Source organism: Alcaligenes faecalis, assembly GCF_005311025.1.
GTDB classification, from domain to species: Bacteria; Pseudomonadota; Gammaproteobacteria; order Burkholderiales; family Burkholderiaceae_B; genus Alcaligenes; species Alcaligenes phenolicus.
Window position 1 is genome coordinate 881,186 of the sequence record NZ_CP031747.1, and the last position, 15,657, is coordinate 896,842.

Genomic DNA, 15,657 nt, shown 5'->3' on the forward strand with positions numbered 1-15,657 from the left:
TGTCTCCTTATGCTCGTGCCCGTGCGCCATGCGCAGACACCAGTGCCGCCAACAATGCTTCCAGGCATTGCTCGACGCGTTCATCGTCCAGCGTGCTTGCGCTGTCTTGCAGCCAGAATCGAATCGCCAGACTCTTTTCCGATGCATCGTTCTTGTCGCGCCAGACGTCAAACAACTGAATATCTTTGACGATAGCCGCTTGCGCTGCCGTGCTACGCACCTGGTTCAGTGTATCCAGCACAGCTTGATAGGATACGTCCTTATCCAGCCAAACCGCTAGATCTCGTTGCACAACGGGTTGCTTGGATACTTCCTGAGCGTGTACGACTTCGTCGTGAGAGATGGCATCAACGTCCACCTCAAAAACGACCGGCGCTTGATTCAAGCCAAATTCGCTCAACCACTGAGGATGGACTTCACCGATCCAGCCTATGGTTTTACCATCCAGTTTCACACTGGCGCTACGGCCTGGGTGCAAGGCCGGGTGAGATTCAGGCTCGAAACGGACTTGAGCAGCACGTTGGCCCAGCAAGGTTTCCAGATCGCGCTTGACGTCAAAGAAGTCGACAAGACGATCGGGCTGTCCCCACTGCTCAGTCACAACAGGGCCCCAGGCTGCGGCCGCAATGCGGTTGGGCTGATGGATACCGGCCACGGTCAACGGACCATTTTCTTGAGAGGCATCGCGCATGAAGACGCGGCCAAACTCGAACACACGCACGCGCGACTGACGGCGGTTGGCGTTGCGTTCAATATTGGCCAGCAGACCAGGAATCAGGCTGGTACGCATCACCGCCAACTGGCTGGCAATGGGGTTCAGCAAACGGATAGGGTCAGCCTGTCCGTTGATGTCTTTTTCCCAGGACTCTTGCACAAAGGAGAAGTTGATCACTTCCTGGTAGTCCTGGGCGGCCAATACAGCGCGCAAGGCGTGCGGACCACGCAAGGACTCGACTGGCACACGCATTTGTGCAGCAGCGACCGGAGGCAGATCAGGAATATTTTCAAAACCGTAGATACGGGCAACTTCCTCGATCAGGTCTTCTTCAATCGTCAAATCGAAACGGAAGCTGGGAGGATTGACCGTAAAGACTTCGTCAGCCACCGAGAAGTCCAGACCCAACAAGGTGAAGATGCTCTCCACCTGCTTTTGATCCAGAGGAATACCCAGAACACGGCGGCAACGATCCAGGCGCATGGCAACGGGCTTGCGCTCGGGCAAGGCCACAACCTGGTCATCCATAGGTCCCGCTTGGCCGCCGCAGATTTCCAGGATCAGCGCTGTGGTGCGTTCCAGATGCTGGGTAATGGAGTCAAAGTCCACGCCACGCTCGAAACGGTGGCTGGCGTCGGAAGAAAACTTGTAGCGACGGGCACGGCCCATGATGGCTTCTGGCCACCAGAAAGCGCCTTCCAGATACACATCCGTCGTATCCAGTGTGACAGCGCTTTGTTCGCCGCCCATGATACCGGCCATGCTTTGCGGTACATCGTTAACCGCGATCACGCCAACATCGGTATCCAGCTCGACGTTCAAACCGCTCAGCAGCTCCAGTTGTTCGCCTTTACGTGCCCAACGCACTTCCAGACCAGACTGTACGTGCTGCAAATCGAACACGTGCGTAGGACGGCCCAGTTCCAGCATGACGTAATTGGAGATGTCCACCAAAGCAGAGATCGAACGCTGGCCGCTGCGCTCCAGACGGGTTTTCATCCAGTCCGGGGTTTTTGCACGCGCATTGACGCCACGAATCACACGGCCGGCAAAACGGCCGCACAGATCAGCGTCTTTCACGGTAACGGAAACGCGATCTTCAATCGTGACAGGAACAGGTGTGAAGTCTGGCAGTGTCAGTGGTTCGCCCGTCAGAGCGGCCACTTCACGCGCCACGCCCAGCACGGACAGGCAGTCCGCACGGTTAGGCGTCAATTTCAATTCGATAATCTGGTCGTCCAGATCCAGCAGTTCACGCAGGCTTTGGCCTACCGGCGCGTCTGCATCCAGCACCAGCAAACCATCGTGATCTTGCGACAGACCCAACTCGCGACCCGAGCACAACATGCCGGCGGACTCCACGCCACGCATTTTGACCGGGCCGATTTTCATGCCACCGGGCAGCTCTGCGCCAACACGGGCGACCGGGATCTTGATGCCTTGAGCCGCATTGGGCGCACCGCACACAATCTGCAGCAGCTTGCCCGAGCCGTCATCGACCTGGCAAACGCGCAGGCGGTCAGCGTCGGGATGGGGGGCAATTTCAGCGATGAAGCCAACGACAACATGCTCAAAAGCAGGCGCAGCAGCTTGAATTTCTTCAACCTCCAAGCCAGCCATCGTCAGTTGATGACCCAGTTCTTCAGTTCCCAGTTTGGGATTCACAAAGCGGCGCAGCCACGATTCGGAAAATAACATGATGCAAAGATGGAGACGTAAAACGGCGTATACCGGAACCGACCGGGCCTAAAAGGCCCAGCGGCGCGAAGTAGGAATCAACGATTGAACTGCTTCAGAAAGCGCAGATCGCCTTCAAAGAACTGGCGCAAATCGTTAACACCATAGCGCAACATAGTCAGGCGCTCCAGTCCGGAACCAAAGGCGAAACCGATGTAACGCTCTGGGTCCAAACCGAAATTGCGCACCACTTGCGGGTGAACCTGCCCGGAGCCGGAGATCTCCAGCCAACGGCCCTTGTTGGGGCCGGAGGAGAACATCATGTCAATCTCGGCGGATGGCTCGGTAAAGGGGAAGAAAGAAGGTCGAAAGCGCACGACCAGATCGTCGCTTTCAAAGAAGGCGCGCAGAAAGTTCGTGTAAACGCCTTTCAGATCGGCAAAGGAAATATCCTCGGCAATCCACAGCCCTTCCACCTGGTGGAACATGGGCGAGTGGGTGGCATCACTATCGACACGATAGGTGCGGCCAGGAGCAATAACCTTGATAGGGGCCTTATTCATGCGTGCATAACGCACCTGCATGGGACTGGTGTGCGTGCGCAGCAAATAGGGCAAACCCTGCTCGTCGTTCATATCGATATAGAACGTGTCTTGCATCGAACGAGCCGGATGATTCTCTGGATTATTCAGAGCGGTAAAATTTGTCCAGTCATTTTCGATTTCAGGGCCGTCAGCCACATCGAAACCGATAGAGCGGAAAATGGCTTCAACACGCTGCCAGGTCTGGATCACCGGGTGAATACCACCGGTGCCACGACCACGGCCGGGCAAAGTCACATCAATTTGTTCTTGAGCCAGTCGCTGGTTCAATTGTTCTGCCGCCAGGGCAGCACGACGATCGTTCAGCAGATCTTCAATTTCGCGCTTGAGCACGTTGATGCTGGCACCTGCTGCTTTTTTCTGCTCCGGCTCCATCTGGGCAAGGCCTTTCATCAAGGCAGTGATGGCACCTTGTTTGCCCAAAAATCGAGCTTTAGCGTTTTCCAGCGAAGCGGCGTCCTGAGACTGCTCAAATAAGGCCCGAGCCTGGGCAATCAGATCGTCGTGGGAGGAAGTCATGGCGTGTTACTTTCCAAAAACAAACGGAGCCCCAAAGGCCCCGTTTGTGAACTATACAGTCAGATACCGCTTAAGCAGCCAGAGCGTTCTTAGCCTGTGCAACAACAGCAGCAAAACCTGCCTTGTCTTTAACAGCCAAGTCAGCCAGAACCTTACGGTCCAAAGCGATGGAGGCTTTGTTCAGGCCGGCGATAAACTGGCTGTAGCTCATATCCAGTTCGCGGCAAGCTGCGTTGATACGGGTAATCCACAGCGAGCGGAATACACGTTTCTTGTTACGGCGGTCACGGTAGGCGTACTGACCTGCCTTCATGACAGCCTGTTTGGCTATACGGAATACATTACCGCGACGGCCGCGAAAACCTTTGGCCTGGGCAATTACTTTCTTGTGGCGTGCGCGTGCGTTAACACCGCGTTTTACTCGTGACATGTTCGATTCTCCCTAATCAAGCGAAAGGCATCATTGCTTTTACGGAAGCGACGTCGGCTTTATGAACCTCGACGGCACCGCGCAACTGACGTTTGTTCTTGGTCGTCTTCTTGGTCAGAATGTGACGCTTGAACGCTTGGCCCCGCTTGATGGAACCGCTACCACGAACCACAAAGCGCTTGGAAGCGCTTTTTTTGGTTTTCATTTTAGGCATGAAATTACTCGACTAATTTGTGTCTGCGGGTGGTCGCCTAGGAAGCTGGCGGACACTTGTATGACCCAAAACAGGCACTTATTTTTTTCTTTGCCCGCTGCCAGAACAGATCCAAACAGGGGAAAAGCTCTTGATTATAGGGTGATTCCTGAAGGATTGTCCAGATATCAAAGGGATTTTTTGCAGTTATGGCGTTGTTCGCCAGCCAATCAGGAACACAAGAAACCGTGGCCCCGTTTGGATACCCTCCAGCGCGTATGATCTGGTCAATCTTCGAGCCTAGCCATGTCAAGATCAGGCAGCAAGTTATCAATAGGATAGGTGAAAGCATCGGCTCCCCTATCTTACTGGTAGCCGATAACACCATAGTACTCGCCCCCTATCAGGCGAAGGCGCTCAATTTCATACGTAGGCTGACAGTCTAGGCAAACGACACACAGGCCCACCATGAAAGTCATGGCGCCTGTCGCCCTCAGCCTGCAGCCAGCAGCCAGCCCAATCCTGCCACACCTAGTAGCGACACCCGCCTTCTTCTTACCTCGATTCACGGCAATTCAGGCCGGAACTGCAATGCTTCCGCGATATGAGGTCTGGCAATCTGCTCTACTCCGGCCAGGTCAGCAATTGTCCGCGCTACCCGCAAGACCCTACCCTGCACTCGCTCTGACCAATGCCAGCGCTTGCGTGCACTGGCCAGTAGCTGCAAGGCCTCCGCAGACAAGCACCCATGTTCTTTCAAACCAGCCACTGACAGACGAGCATTTCGTACCGTCTGACGTGCCAACTGCCTCTCAATCGCCTCCTGTACCCGCAGCCTGACCTGACTGGATGCCTGCGCTGCTTGATCACGCTCCGGTTCGGACTCGCTTAAGGTCACCAAAAGATCAATCCTGTCCAGCATCGGTCCCGACAGGCGCTGCCGATACAGCTCCCGTTGAGCAGGAGAACACCGACACGCCCGATGACGGCTCGCCGCCCAGCCACAGGGACATGGGTTCATGGCAGCCACAAACTGAAACTGCGCCGGAAACACCGCTTGCTTCTGGGCACGAGAAATATGCACGCAGCCCTGTTCCAGCGGTTCGCGCAACGCCTCCAGTGAACGCCGACTGAACTCAGGCAACTCATCCAGAAACAGTACGCCATGATGAGCCAGCGAAACCTCCCCCGGTCTTGGGCGGCTACCACCTCCAATCAAGGCAGGAGTAGACACACTATGATGTGGGGCACGAAAAGGGGGTCGCCTGCTAAAAAAGTCTTGTTCTTGCACAAAGGAATACAAGGCGGCTACTTCCAGCTGAGCGTATCGCTCCAGGTCTGGCAATAGACCCGGCAGACGTTGAGCCAGCATGGTCTTGCCCACACCCGGCGAGCCATTCAACAAAAGGCTATGGCCACCAGCAGCGGCCACCTCCAAAGCACGGCAAGCCAAAGGCTGCCCCAGCACGTCCGACAAGCAAAGTTGTGGGCCATCACTCCACTCTTCTGGCCACGGCCTGGCCAATGCGGGTTCCAGCTCCTTGTCCCCTCGCAGATACCCCGCCGCCTCTGCCAAACTGGCAACCCCGTAGACCTGCAGGTCAGGAACATGGGCCGCCATTTCTGCACTCTGCGCAGGCAAAAGCAAACAAAGCTCCGGATGCCGACGCGCCATACCCAGGGCAATCGTTAGCGCACTCTGCACAGGAACCACGGCCCCCGTCAAAGACAACTCCCCGGCCATGACATAACGCTCCAGACCGGTGATCGCTTGCTCGCGCTGCTTATCATCCGGGCGGCTTAGCTGGCCGCTGGCCAATAAAATCGCCAAAGCTACGGGTAAATCAAAACGGCCCGAATCCTTGGGCAAATCGGCAGGAGCCAAATTGATTGTCAATCGGGCAGCGGGGAAATCGAAACCACTGGCCTGCAAGGCAGCCCGTATGCGCTCCCGGCTTTCACGAATACCAGCATCGGGCAAACCAACAATATGAAAGGCTGGCAATCCAGGAGCCACGTGCGCCTCGACACGCACGTCGATAAAATCCAGGCCCGACAAGGCACAACTGTTCAACACGGCCAAGGACATATGCCCTTCTCCCTTTCCAAGGCAAACATTCAGTCTGCCCGTCGGGAGAAATAAGCTCCAGATGCCTGCCTTAAAACATCACTGCGTACTTGTACGGTCCCAGGGTTTTACTGAACCTGCACCCCCATGGAGCTGACCAGTTGAACTGCCTGCTCCACGGACAGGCAAGCTCCTTGGAAAGAGTTACTCAAGTCGTACAAGGTAATGCTGCCCAACTCCACACTGCGCAGGTCCGCCCCTTTGAAGTTCACCCCTCGCAAGCTGGCACCCCTCAAGCTGCCGCCGTCAAATACGGCATCCTGAAAATTGCAGCCTCCCAAGTCCGCATCGGAGAAATCCAGTTGCACCAGATTTTGCTTGCGGAAATTAATGGCGCGCAAGGTGGCACCGACCAACTTGCACTCACGCAGGCTCAGGTCCAAACCACGGGTTTCGTTGAAGATTGCCCCGCTCAACTTGGACTCCTCGATCTGCAAGGAAGCAATGTGAGTGCGTACCCACTTGCTCAAGTGCAGATCACAAGCACTAAAACGCGCCGAACTGAGATCTGCCAAGCTGAAATCTGCTTGACCCAATTTGCAACGCTGCCAGATCGTGTCTTGCAAATGTGCCCGTATCAATCGGGTATTCAAAAAGCTGCAGCCCGAAAACTGCGAACTATCCAGCTCCAGACCCGACAGATCCTCATCATCAAAACTGCAGTTCTCGAAACTCAAAGACTCATGGGAGGCGGCCAAAAGATTAACTAACTCATCTCTTGTGATCTGGACATTACTGACGAGCATGCAACTTTCCCTTCCAAAAAACTGAGCCAGCTTTATTGAGCTGGCTCTTTCATGATCTGTTTCATCTAATCCGGTACTGATCTGAGCAAGGCCTAACGACCATTGGGCAGACCCAAATGCGACAAGCGCCAGGCAATGATCAAACCCAAAACGGCAAAACTAACCGTCGCGACCCAAGCCCACTGCCATCCACCCAACGCATGTACAACCGACGCCACAACAGGGGGGCCCACAAACTGGCCTAGTGAAGAACATTGCTGTACCCAGCCCACCGAGGTCGAGGTGGTCTCCGGCGAAGGTGCTGCCGTGACCGACAGGAAGAACAAGGTAGCTGGAATCAAGCCGCCCACAATCGAAAACAGCAGGATAGCGACAAATTGAACCACCAAGCTTTGTGTCAGCCCAAACGCAAGGACCGCACATGCGATCATGCCCAAGTAGCCTGCCTGCAGCAGCCTATGAGGTGGGATACCGGCATGCAAACAGCGCCCTGCCCCCAGATTACCTACGACATTCCCAGCAGCAATCAAGGCTGTCAGCAAACCGGCAGTGCCGACTGCTATCTGCGCCTGATTGTAAATAGTGGGCATGAAGCCCACGACTGCCGCCCATTGTGCCGCGTACACACCAAAGGCCAAAGCCAGCAACCAAACCCGGCCGGAGCGTAAAGTCGTGCGTAGCAGACTGGACCAACGGTGAGCAGAGGTATGCTGCGCCGCACTCCTGGTTTGAGTCTGAGAATCCGGTGGCACCAGAAGGAAGGTCAAAATCATGAAGATGGCCGTCAAGATACCCAGAACCACCCACAAGGTACGCCAGGAGCCGACTGCCAACCAGGCAGCACCAGCCCACAGCATCAAGACCGCCCCGGCGGGCATATAACAGCCCCATAAACCCATGACTCGGCTCAACCGTGCCGTATCGGTAATGCGTTTGATCAAGGCCGGAATGGGCAGCACCACCATCAGAAAGCCACAGCCTTCTATCATGCGGCCCAGCAACACCAGCGTGCTATGTTCAAACAAGGAGCCGATTAACGAGGCCAGACTCAAAATACCCAGCCCCGTCAAAATGCAGCGACGCAGACCAATTTTCTCGGAGATCAGGCCTATGCATAGCCCCAGCAACATCCCGGCCATTTGCACACTGGCAAGCAGAAAACCTGACTGCACCAGGTCCATGCCCAGTTCGCGCTGCATAAAAGGCAAAGCCGGGGGTACTTTCCACACATGCAGTGCGGCGCACACCCCGGTCAAGACAAGAAAGACAGCAATAAAAAAGGGGCTGGCCGATTGTTTGTCCCCAGGCCTGGTGACCGTATTCAAATGAAGTGATCAGCCTTGGCTGCCCTCTTGAGCAGAGGTGTCACCCTCTTGAGGAACAGGAGTTTGCCGCCCTTCCAAAGCTTGCAAACGTGTTTCCAGAGCCGCCACACGAGCCAGTGCGCGTTCCAGCATCAGCTTGTAGGTATCAAACTCTTCACGAGTAACCAGGTCCATACGGTTGAAGGCCTGACCCATAAAGGCTTTTACATTGCGCTCAATATCGGCAGCCGGACTTTTAGCGATCAGCTCCGAGACGTTTTTTTGCAGATCTTCCAGCCATTCGCTTCGATTAATCATGGTCCTCTCCTGAAAATATTGACACTACCAGCAGTATAGAAAAAGCGGGTGCCAAAGGCACCCGCTTTTTGCATTTGGCCAGACAATCAGCCGAATTATTCAAGCCTTAAGGTTTGGCTTGTTCCGAAGGCACGGAAGATGGCGAGGAATCAACACCATTACCCAGCTTGTCCTGGATGGCTTTGTCAGCCTTGGCAGCGCCGTCTTTAATGGCATCGCCCGTACGGCTGGCAGCATCGGCTACTGCATCCTTGGCTTCACCAGCTTTTTCAGCGACTTTATCGCCAGCAGCCTTGGCATCTTCCTTCAAGGAGTTGGTATTTTCCTTGGCGTTTTCTTTCTGTTCCTCTGCTTCTTTTTTGACGTCGTCAGCAACTTTAGCGGCGTCCTGCTTCAGTTCTTCCGTTTTTTGCTCCAAGGACTTGTCAGCCTCGGGTGCGGGTGGAGTGGCAGGTGCTGTCGATTGTGGAGCAGCGACAGGAGCAGGTGGCGCGCTCGTAGCGGCTTTGTCGTCCTCTTTGGAACACGCAGCCAAAAGAGTCATCGAAGCAGCAGCGGCCATGACAGCAAAATGAGCACGAGTCAGTTTCATAAGATTTCCTTCCTACTATTCCAAGGTCGCTAGATAGAATGGGCCGATGCCTGGTGCGACTTCCGGCTCGGCCTTGGGTCTGTTACAACTCCCCTAAAAGCCATTCTATCGGTGCTGAGCACGCAGACCAATCTATTAGTGTAAATCCTGATTTCAATTATTCTGACGATATAGCTCAAGCTTCATGACAAACCCTTTAACAACAAGCACCTAGCGAGCGACCAGGTTCCGATAGGTTGTTACAAATGGAATCCCTCATAGGACTACAGCCGGGCTTTGTTACATATTTGCCAACTAAATTGGCCTGTTTTCAATTACTTAGGCGGCTAAGGTGGCCAGATCGATGCGCTCGGCACGGTTCAAGGCACTAGCCACTTTCACGCGCAAGGCATTGGAATGCGATAGACGCACTTCTTTTTTCACATCCAACAGTTGCTGCGGATGCATGGAGAATTCTTTCAGGCCCAGCCCCAGCAACATGCGAGTCACCGACGCATCCCCCGCCATTTCCCCACAGACCGCCACCGGTTTGCCAGCACGATCAGCCGCGTTGATCGTGTGTGCAATCAAACGCAAAACAGCTGGGTGCATGGGGTCGTACAGGCTGGCAACCTCGGCATCGCCCCGGTCTACAGCCAGAACATATTGAATCAAGTCATTGGTGCCGATGGACAGAAAATCCAGTTCCTGTACAAAGGGCTCAATGGCGATGGCTATGGCGGGCACTTCCACCATGGCTCCCAATAAATAGTTGCGTGCGAATGGGGTACCGGATTTTTCCAGTTCCCGAGCTGCCGACTCAATAGCCTGACGACTGGCATGCACCTCGTTCATGGAGGAAATCATGGGGATCAAAATACGGATTTGTCCATGCAAGCTGGCACGCAACAAGGCGCGTAGCTGGGTGGCAAACATCTCGGGCTTGTCCAGACAGTAGCGAATTGCACGCAAGCCCAAGGCCGGGTTAGTCGCTACCGTAGCATCTCCATCCAGGGTTTTATCGGCCCCAATATCCAGTGTACGGATAGTGACGACCTTGCCCTTCATGGCTTTTACCACCCGGGAGTACGCTTCGTACTGTTCCTGCTCGGAAGGCAAATCCGTGCGTCCCATGAACAAAAACTCGCTACGGAACAAGCCAATGCCATCGGCGCCAGCTTTCAAAGCCAGCTCTGCCTCCTCGGGAAGCTCGATATTGGCTTCCAGGCGGACGTTAATCCCATCCAGCGTCATCGCTGGCGCATCCAGCAACTCTTCCAATTCGGCCCGTTCGCGACGATAGGCTTCCTGACGCTCCCGGTATTCGGCCAGCACTTGCTCCGACGGATTCACAATCACCGCACCCGAGAAGCCGTCCACAATCAGAAAGTCGCCATCGCGTATCAGACTGCGGAAGCTGCCCAAACCCACGACAGCAGGAACACTCAAGCTGCGAGCCACAATCGCTGTATGCGAGGTGGGCCCACCCAAATCCGTCAGAAAACCGGCGAAATGACCACCGCGCAAGCGCAGCATATCTGCCGGGGAAATATCGCGTGCTACCACAATCAGCGGCTCTTCCTGAGCGGCTGAAAAACCAGGCAGCAAAGCAGGCTTGCCTGCCAGAACGCGCAATACGCGCTCGATAACCTGGCGGACATCAGCACCACGCTCGCGCAGGTATTCATCTTCCATTTGGGAGAACTGCTCAACCAGCATCTGACCTTGCGAGGTCAGAGCCCATTCTGCGTTGTAGTGACGCTCGGCAATGATGGCGCAGGTTTGCTGCGTCAGCATGGGATCGTCCAAGAGCAGACTGTGCACCGTCAAGATAGGAGCAAGCTCGCGTGGCGCATCCACAGGCAACTGATCAACCATGGCTCGAAGTTCATCGCGAGTGCTAGCCATGGCGCTTAACAAGCGCTGGCTTTCAGAATCGACGTCTTCGGCGGCAATCCGGTAATGAGGGACTTCCAGTGCTGCTGCGCTCATTACCACGGCCTTGGCAATGGCGTACCCCTTACCGACTGCTTGGCCTTGAGCGGTAAACATCGCGGACAAATCAGACGCCGGGGTTCGAGCTGCAGCACTATTCATGACCAGATTTCTTCCTTATTCGTTTTCACCAAACTTGGCGTCAAACAACGCCTGAATATCATTGAGGGCCTGATCGGCATCGTCACCCTGGGCGTCGACAACCACAGTGACCCCCATTCCGGCGGCCAGCATCATGACACCCATAATACTTTTTGCATTCACGCGCTGAGAGCCACGCGCGATAAAAATCTCACTGCTATAACGGCCGGCCAACTGGGTAAGCTTGGCTGCTGCCCGTGCATGAAGACCTAATTTATTACTGATCGTGATGGATACGCTAGGCATAAGGGCAACTGGAAAAATGAAAGTGAAAATTCAAATTAGCAATGGCAGTCGGCGTGAACAATGCCACGCAATGCGCCTGCCATGACATCCTGAGCGAACTGCTCGGGATTGTCACGTCGCTCGGTCAAGGCTTTCAACACCATGCACATATTGGTGCCGGTCAATAAATAAGCGCCCTGCCCTTGATCTTGCAAAGCTTGCTGGACTCGACGTGCCACATTAAAGGGGGTGGCACCGTAAAGGTCACACAGTATCAGTGTGGCGGGCGAGTCCGGCGCTTGCGTTTGCAGCTGCCCCAGCAAGCGGTCTACCGCCGTATCCGTGCATTCGTCGGCCTGAATGTCAAAGACAAACAGATCGGGCTTTTCGCCCAGGACGTGCTCGGCACAGCTGGCAAACGCACTGGCCAGGGGCTCGTGCATGATCAAGGCAAGGCGAATCACGCGCGTCCCGTCGCTTTTTCGACGGCCTCGGCAAAACGCTGCGCAACATCAAAGCCAGTCTGTTCAGTAATTTCAACGAAACAGGTTGGGCTGGTCACATTGATTTCCGTGACGTAGTCACCAATCACATCCAAACCAATCAGCAGCAAGCCACGTGCGGCCAGCACAGGGCCCAGCGTACGGGCAATGTGCCAGTCGTGTTCGGACAATGGCTGGGCAACCCCGCGGCCACCTGCGGCCAGATTGCCGCGTGTCTCGCCCGCCAAGGGAATGCGAGCCAGGGCGTAAGGTACAGGTTCGCCGTCAATGATCAGGATGCGCTTGTCACCCTTGACGATTTCAGGGATGTAGCGCTGCGCCATAATGGTTTGCGTACCATTGGCTGTCAGCGTTTCCAGAATCGCACCCAGGTTGGGTTCGGGATCTTGCAGACGGAAAATACCCATGCCGCCCATGCCATCGAGCGGCTTGACGATCACATCCTTGTGTTCCTGGTGAAAGGCACGCAAGCGGGCCATGTCCCGGGTGACCAAGGTGGGTGGGGTAAATTCCGGAAATTCGGTAATAGCGAGTTTTTCAGGGTGATTGCGAATGGCCGCGCCTGAATTGAATACCTTGGCCCCCTGCTCCTGCGCAAAGCTGAGCAAGTGCGTGGAATAGGAGTATTCCATATCGAAAGGCGGGTCTTTACGCATGATGACTGCATCAAAGACATTCAATTCCTGCTCGGTGGCAGGCTCGGGATGTGTCCACCACGAAGGCGCACGCAAATCGGCATCTGCAGCAATACTGACAGCCTGACTGCGCGTACGAACCCGACTTTGGGAAATGTACAAATCAGACTGCAAGGTCACGCTGACGCGATGACCACGCGCCAGAAATGCACGCATCATGGCAACGGAGGAATCCTTGTAAGCCGACAGGCTGGGCAAGGGATCAATGATGAATAAAACGTGCATATGACACCTAGAGAAAAACGCCTTTGCAGCCGGGCTGCAAAGGCGATTGTGCCCGACCCGCTACTTGGGAGCGAGTCGAGCGACGCATAATGCTCCTGGGCGGATCCAGGCAGTATCGTGCAAGAGTATCAGGACGCTTTCTTGCGAGGCGCCAAGACCATGACCATTTGACGGCCTTCCAGCTTGGGCATGGCTTCAACCTGACAGATTTCGCTGACTTCGTCGCGAATCCGTTCCAGTACGCGCATACCCAGTTCCTGGTGAGCCATTTCACGACCACGGAAACGCAAGGTCACTTTGACCTTGTCGCCATCATCAATAAAACGCTTCACATTACGCAGCTTGACCTGGTAGTCGCCTTCGTCCGTACCGGGACGGAATTTGACTTCCTTGATCTGAATGATTTTTTGCTTGGCCTTGGCTTCTTGTTGGCGTTTCTGTTCCTGATAGCGGAATTTGCCGTAATCCATCAAACGGCACACCGGTGGTACAGCCGCAGGGGCGATTTCCACCAGATCCACATCATGCTGTTCTGCCATTGCCAAGGCGTCAGGCACCTTGACGATACCTAGCTGCTCACCCTCGACTCCAATGAGTCGCACCTCTGGAATACGAATTTCACCATTGATGCGATGTTTTTTCTCGGTTGCGATGTCGAAAACTCCTAAAAATGTCGATAAAAACGATAGCGTTCCTGTTTTACTGACGGCTATCGATCTCTTGCTTCAATCGTGCTGAAAAATCGGCTATTGGCATGACGCCCAAGTCCACGCCACCACGCGCACGCACGGCGACTGCGCCGTTTTCACGCTCTTTTTCACCCACGACCAGAATATAGGGCACTTTTTGCATACTGTGCTCACGGATTTTACGAGTGATTTTTTCACCACGCAAATCAGAGGAGGCACGGAATCCCATTTTCTTCAGGTTTTGCGCCACGGATTGAGCATAATCGGCTGAACTTTCGGAAATGCAGCATACCACCACATGCTCAGGAGCCAACCAGGCAGGCAAGGCACCGGCGTGGTTTTCAATCAGCATGCCGATAAAGCGCTCGAAGGAACCCAAAATAGCACGGTGCAACATGACAGGCACACGACGCTGATCCTGGGCATCCACATACTCGGCGCCCAAACGGGCCGGCATGGAGAAGTCCACCTGGATGGTGCCACACTGCCAATGACGACCAATGGCATCTTTCAGCGTGTACTCAATCTTCGGACCGTAGAAAGCGCCCTCGCCTTCCGAGATCTCGAACTCGCAGCCGGTACGGCGCAAGCTTTCGATCAGGGCTTGTTCAGCCTTGTCCCAGACCGCATCGTCACCGATACGCTTTTCTGGGCGAGTAGCCACTTTGTACAGAATTTCGGTAAAGCCAAAGTCCGCGTAGACGGCTTGCAACTGAGCGGTAAAGGCAGCGCACTCGTCTTGCAGTTGGTCTTCGGTACAGAAAATGTGGCCGTCGTCTTGGGTAAAGCCGCGTACGCGCATCATGCCGTGCAAGGCACCCGAGGGTTCGTTGCGATGGCACTGACCGAACTCGCCGTAGCGGATAGGCAGTTCACGGTAAGAATGCAGACCGGAATTGAAGATTTGCACGTGACCGGGGCAGTTCATGGGCTTCAAGCCGTAAACACGATTCTCCGACTCAGTCGTGAACATGTTTTCAGCGTAGTTGTCCCAGTGGCCAGTTTTCTTCCACAGCGACAAATCCAGAATTTGCGGTGCTTTCACTTCCTGGTAGCCATTGTCCTGATAGACACGGCGAATGTATTGTTCGACCTGTTGCCAGATCACCCAACCTTTGGGGTGCCAGAAAATCAGACCGGGGGCCTCTTCCTGGAAGTGGAACAGATCCAGTTCACGGCCCAGTTTGCGGTGGTCGCGTCGCTCGGCCTCTTCCAGCATGGTCAGATAAGCTTGTTGATCTTCCTTGGTCGCCCAGGCAGTTCCGTAAATGCGTTGCAGCATTTCGTTATTGCTGTCGCCACGCCAGTAAGCCCCGGCTACTTTCATCAGCTTGAATACTTTCAGCTTGCCAGTAGATGGCACGTGAGGGCCACGGCACAAGTCAATGAAATCGCCTTCGCGGTACAGGCTGATCGGCTCGTTGGACGGAATGGAGGCAATGATCTCTGCCTTGTAGTCCTCGCCGATGCTCTTGAAGAACTCGACGGCGTCGTCGCGCAACCACTCTTCGCGGGTAACCACTTCGTCTTTCTTGGCCAGTTCCGCCATTTTCTTTTCAATGGCTTCCAGATCCTCGGGCGTAAAGGCACGCTTGTAGGAAAAGTCGTAATAAAAGCCGTTGTCAATCACCGGGCCGATGGTAACTTGGGCATCCGGAAACAAGCTCTTGACCGCGTAAGCCAGCAAGTGAGCGGTGGAGTGACGAATCAAATCCAGACCGTCAGCGTCTTTGGCGGTGATGATGGCCAAATTGCTGTCCTGGTCGATCACATACGAGGTGTCCACCAGACGCGACTCGGTGCCGGGCGTGCCGACACGGCCAGCCAGGGCGGCGCGGCCCAAGCCAGTACCAATCGAGTTCGCCACTTCGCTGACGGAAACCGGGCCCTGAAACTCTCGCTGGGAGCCATCGGGCAGTGTGATTCGGACCATAACACTTCCTGAAATAAAAAACGCGGCCTTGAAAAAGCCGCGCTTTTG

15 protein-coding genes are annotated in these 15,657 nt (G+C 54.9%); all 15 read right to left on the reverse strand.

Annotation, left to right across the window (positions count from 1 at the left end; translation table 11 throughout):
* Positions 1–7 precede the first annotated feature (7 nt).
* On the reverse strand, positions 8–2,413 hold the full coding sequence (gene pheT / locus D0C27_RS04015) for a phenylalanine--tRNA ligase subunit beta (protein WP_137430477.1): 2,406 nt from the start codon (positions 2,411–2,413) through the stop codon (positions 8–10).
* Between the two features lie 77 nt (positions 2,414–2,490).
* On the reverse strand, positions 2,491–3,513 hold the full coding sequence (gene pheS / locus D0C27_RS04020) for a phenylalanine--tRNA ligase subunit alpha (protein ID WP_009454388.1): 1,023 nt from the start codon (positions 3,511–3,513) through the stop codon (positions 2,491–2,493).
* Positions 3,514–3,583: 70 nt separating this feature from the next.
* On the reverse strand, positions 3,584–3,943 hold the full coding sequence (rplT, locus tag D0C27_RS04025) for a 50S ribosomal protein L20 (RefSeq protein ID WP_009454390.1): 360 nt from the start codon (positions 3,941–3,943) through the stop codon (positions 3,584–3,586).
* Between the two features lie 16 nt (positions 3,944–3,959).
* Entirely contained in the window at positions 3,960–4,157 is a 198-nt protein-coding gene (rpmI, locus tag D0C27_RS04030) for a 50S ribosomal protein L35 (RefSeq protein ID WP_003800367.1), read from the reverse strand.
* Positions 4,158–4,701: 544 nt separating this feature from the next.
* On the reverse strand, positions 4,702–6,225 hold the full coding sequence (locus D0C27_RS04035) for a YifB family Mg chelatase-like AAA ATPase (RefSeq protein ID WP_137430478.1): 1,524 nt from the start codon (positions 6,223–6,225) through the stop codon (positions 4,702–4,704).
* Positions 6,226–6,332: 107 nt separating this feature from the next.
* Positions 6,333–6,962, reverse strand: coding sequence for a pentapeptide repeat-containing protein (locus D0C27_RS04040; protein WP_240688306.1), 630 nt, complete (start codon positions 6,960–6,962; stop codon positions 6,333–6,335).
* Positions 6,963–7,102: 140 nt separating this feature from the next.
* Entirely contained in the window at positions 7,103–8,257 is a 1,155-nt protein-coding gene (locus D0C27_RS04045; protein ID WP_266108686.1) for a CynX/NimT family MFS transporter, read from the reverse strand.
* Positions 8,258–8,344: 87 nt separating this feature from the next.
* Positions 8,345–8,632 carry an accessory factor UbiK family protein gene (locus D0C27_RS04050; protein ID WP_088452778.1) on the reverse strand — a complete coding sequence of 96 codons (288 nt, stop codon included), beginning with the start codon at positions 8,630–8,632 and terminating at the stop codon, positions 8,345–8,347.
* Positions 8,633–8,738: 106 nt separating this feature from the next.
* Positions 8,739–9,224, reverse strand: coding sequence for a hypothetical protein (locus D0C27_RS04055; protein ID WP_026482678.1), 486 nt, complete (start codon positions 9,222–9,224; stop codon positions 8,739–8,741).
* Positions 9,225–9,542: 318 nt separating this feature from the next.
* Complete coding sequence (gene ptsP / locus D0C27_RS04060) at positions 9,543–11,255, reverse strand: phosphoenolpyruvate--protein phosphotransferase (RefSeq protein ID WP_170978612.1); 1,713 nt, start codon at positions 11,253–11,255, stop codon at positions 9,543–9,545.
* A gap of 60 nt (positions 11,256–11,315) precedes the next feature.
* Positions 11,316–11,585, reverse strand: coding sequence for an HPr family phosphocarrier protein (locus D0C27_RS04065; protein WP_003800381.1), 270 nt, complete (start codon positions 11,583–11,585; stop codon positions 11,316–11,318).
* A 35-nt stretch (positions 11,586–11,620) separates the two neighbouring features.
* Entirely contained in the window at positions 11,621–12,028 is a 408-nt protein-coding gene (locus D0C27_RS04070) for a PTS sugar transporter subunit IIA (RefSeq protein ID WP_009454402.1), read from the reverse strand.
* Positions 12,025–12,987, reverse strand: a complete 963-nt coding sequence (gene gshB, locus D0C27_RS04075) for a glutathione synthase (protein WP_060185793.1) — start codon at positions 12,985–12,987, stop codon at positions 12,025–12,027. The genes D0C27_RS04070 and gshB overlap by 4 nt, the downstream gene beginning before the upstream one ends.
* 128 nt (positions 12,988–13,115) lie before the next feature.
* Complete coding sequence (gene infC, locus D0C27_RS04080; protein WP_080584954.1) at positions 13,116–13,640, reverse strand: translation initiation factor IF-3; 525 nt, start codon at positions 13,638–13,640, stop codon at positions 13,116–13,118.
* 46 nt (positions 13,641–13,686) lie between these two features.
* The gene (gene thrS, locus D0C27_RS04085) at positions 13,687–15,609 is read right to left on the reverse strand and encodes a threonine--tRNA ligase (RefSeq protein ID WP_009454405.1); all 1,923 of its coding nucleotides are present in this window, start codon (positions 15,607–15,609) and stop codon (positions 13,687–13,689) included.
* Positions 15,610–15,657: the final 48 nt, after the last annotated feature.

What these genes read in the sequence shown, in the direction of transcription:
- gshB (WP_060185793.1), bottom strand. Translation starts at nt 12,987, where the DNA reads ATGCACGTTTTATTCATCATTGATCCCTTGCCCAGCCTGTCGGCTTAC.
- pheT (WP_137430477.1), bottom strand. Translation starts at nt 2,413, where the DNA reads ATGTTATTTTCCGAATCGTGGCTGCGCCGCTTTGTGAATCCCAAACTG.
- rplT (WP_009454390.1), bottom strand. Translation starts at nt 3,943, where the DNA reads ATGTCACGAGTAAAACGCGGTGTTAACGCACGCGCACGCCACAAGAAA.
- rpmI (WP_003800367.1), bottom strand. Translation starts at nt 4,157, where the DNA reads ATGCCTAAAATGAAAACCAAAAAAAGCGCTTCCAAGCGCTTTGTGGTT.
- pheS (WP_009454388.1), bottom strand. Translation starts at nt 3,513, where the DNA reads ATGACTTCCTCCCACGACGATCTGATTGCCCAGGCTCGGGCCTTATTT.
- D0C27_RS04065 (WP_003800381.1), bottom strand. Translation starts at nt 11,585, where the DNA reads ATGCCTAGCGTATCCATCACGATCAGTAATAAATTAGGTCTTCATGCA.
- D0C27_RS04055 (WP_026482678.1), bottom strand. Translation starts at nt 9,224, where the DNA reads ATGAAACTGACTCGTGCTCATTTTGCTGTCATGGCCGCTGCTGCTTCG.
- D0C27_RS04050 (WP_088452778.1), bottom strand. Translation starts at nt 8,632, where the DNA reads ATGATTAATCGAAGCGAATGGCTGGAAGATCTGCAAAAAAACGTCTCG.
- D0C27_RS04035 (WP_137430478.1), bottom strand. Translation starts at nt 6,225, where the DNA reads ATGTCCTTGGCCGTGTTGAACAGTTGTGCCTTGTCGGGCCTGGATTTT.
- thrS (WP_009454405.1), bottom strand. Translation starts at nt 15,609, where the DNA reads ATGGTCCGAATCACACTGCCCGATGGCTCCCAGCGAGAGTTTCAGGGC.
- ptsP (WP_170978612.1), bottom strand. Translation starts at nt 11,255, where the DNA reads ATGTTTACCGCTCAAGGCCAAGCAGTCGGTAAGGGGTACGCCATTGCC.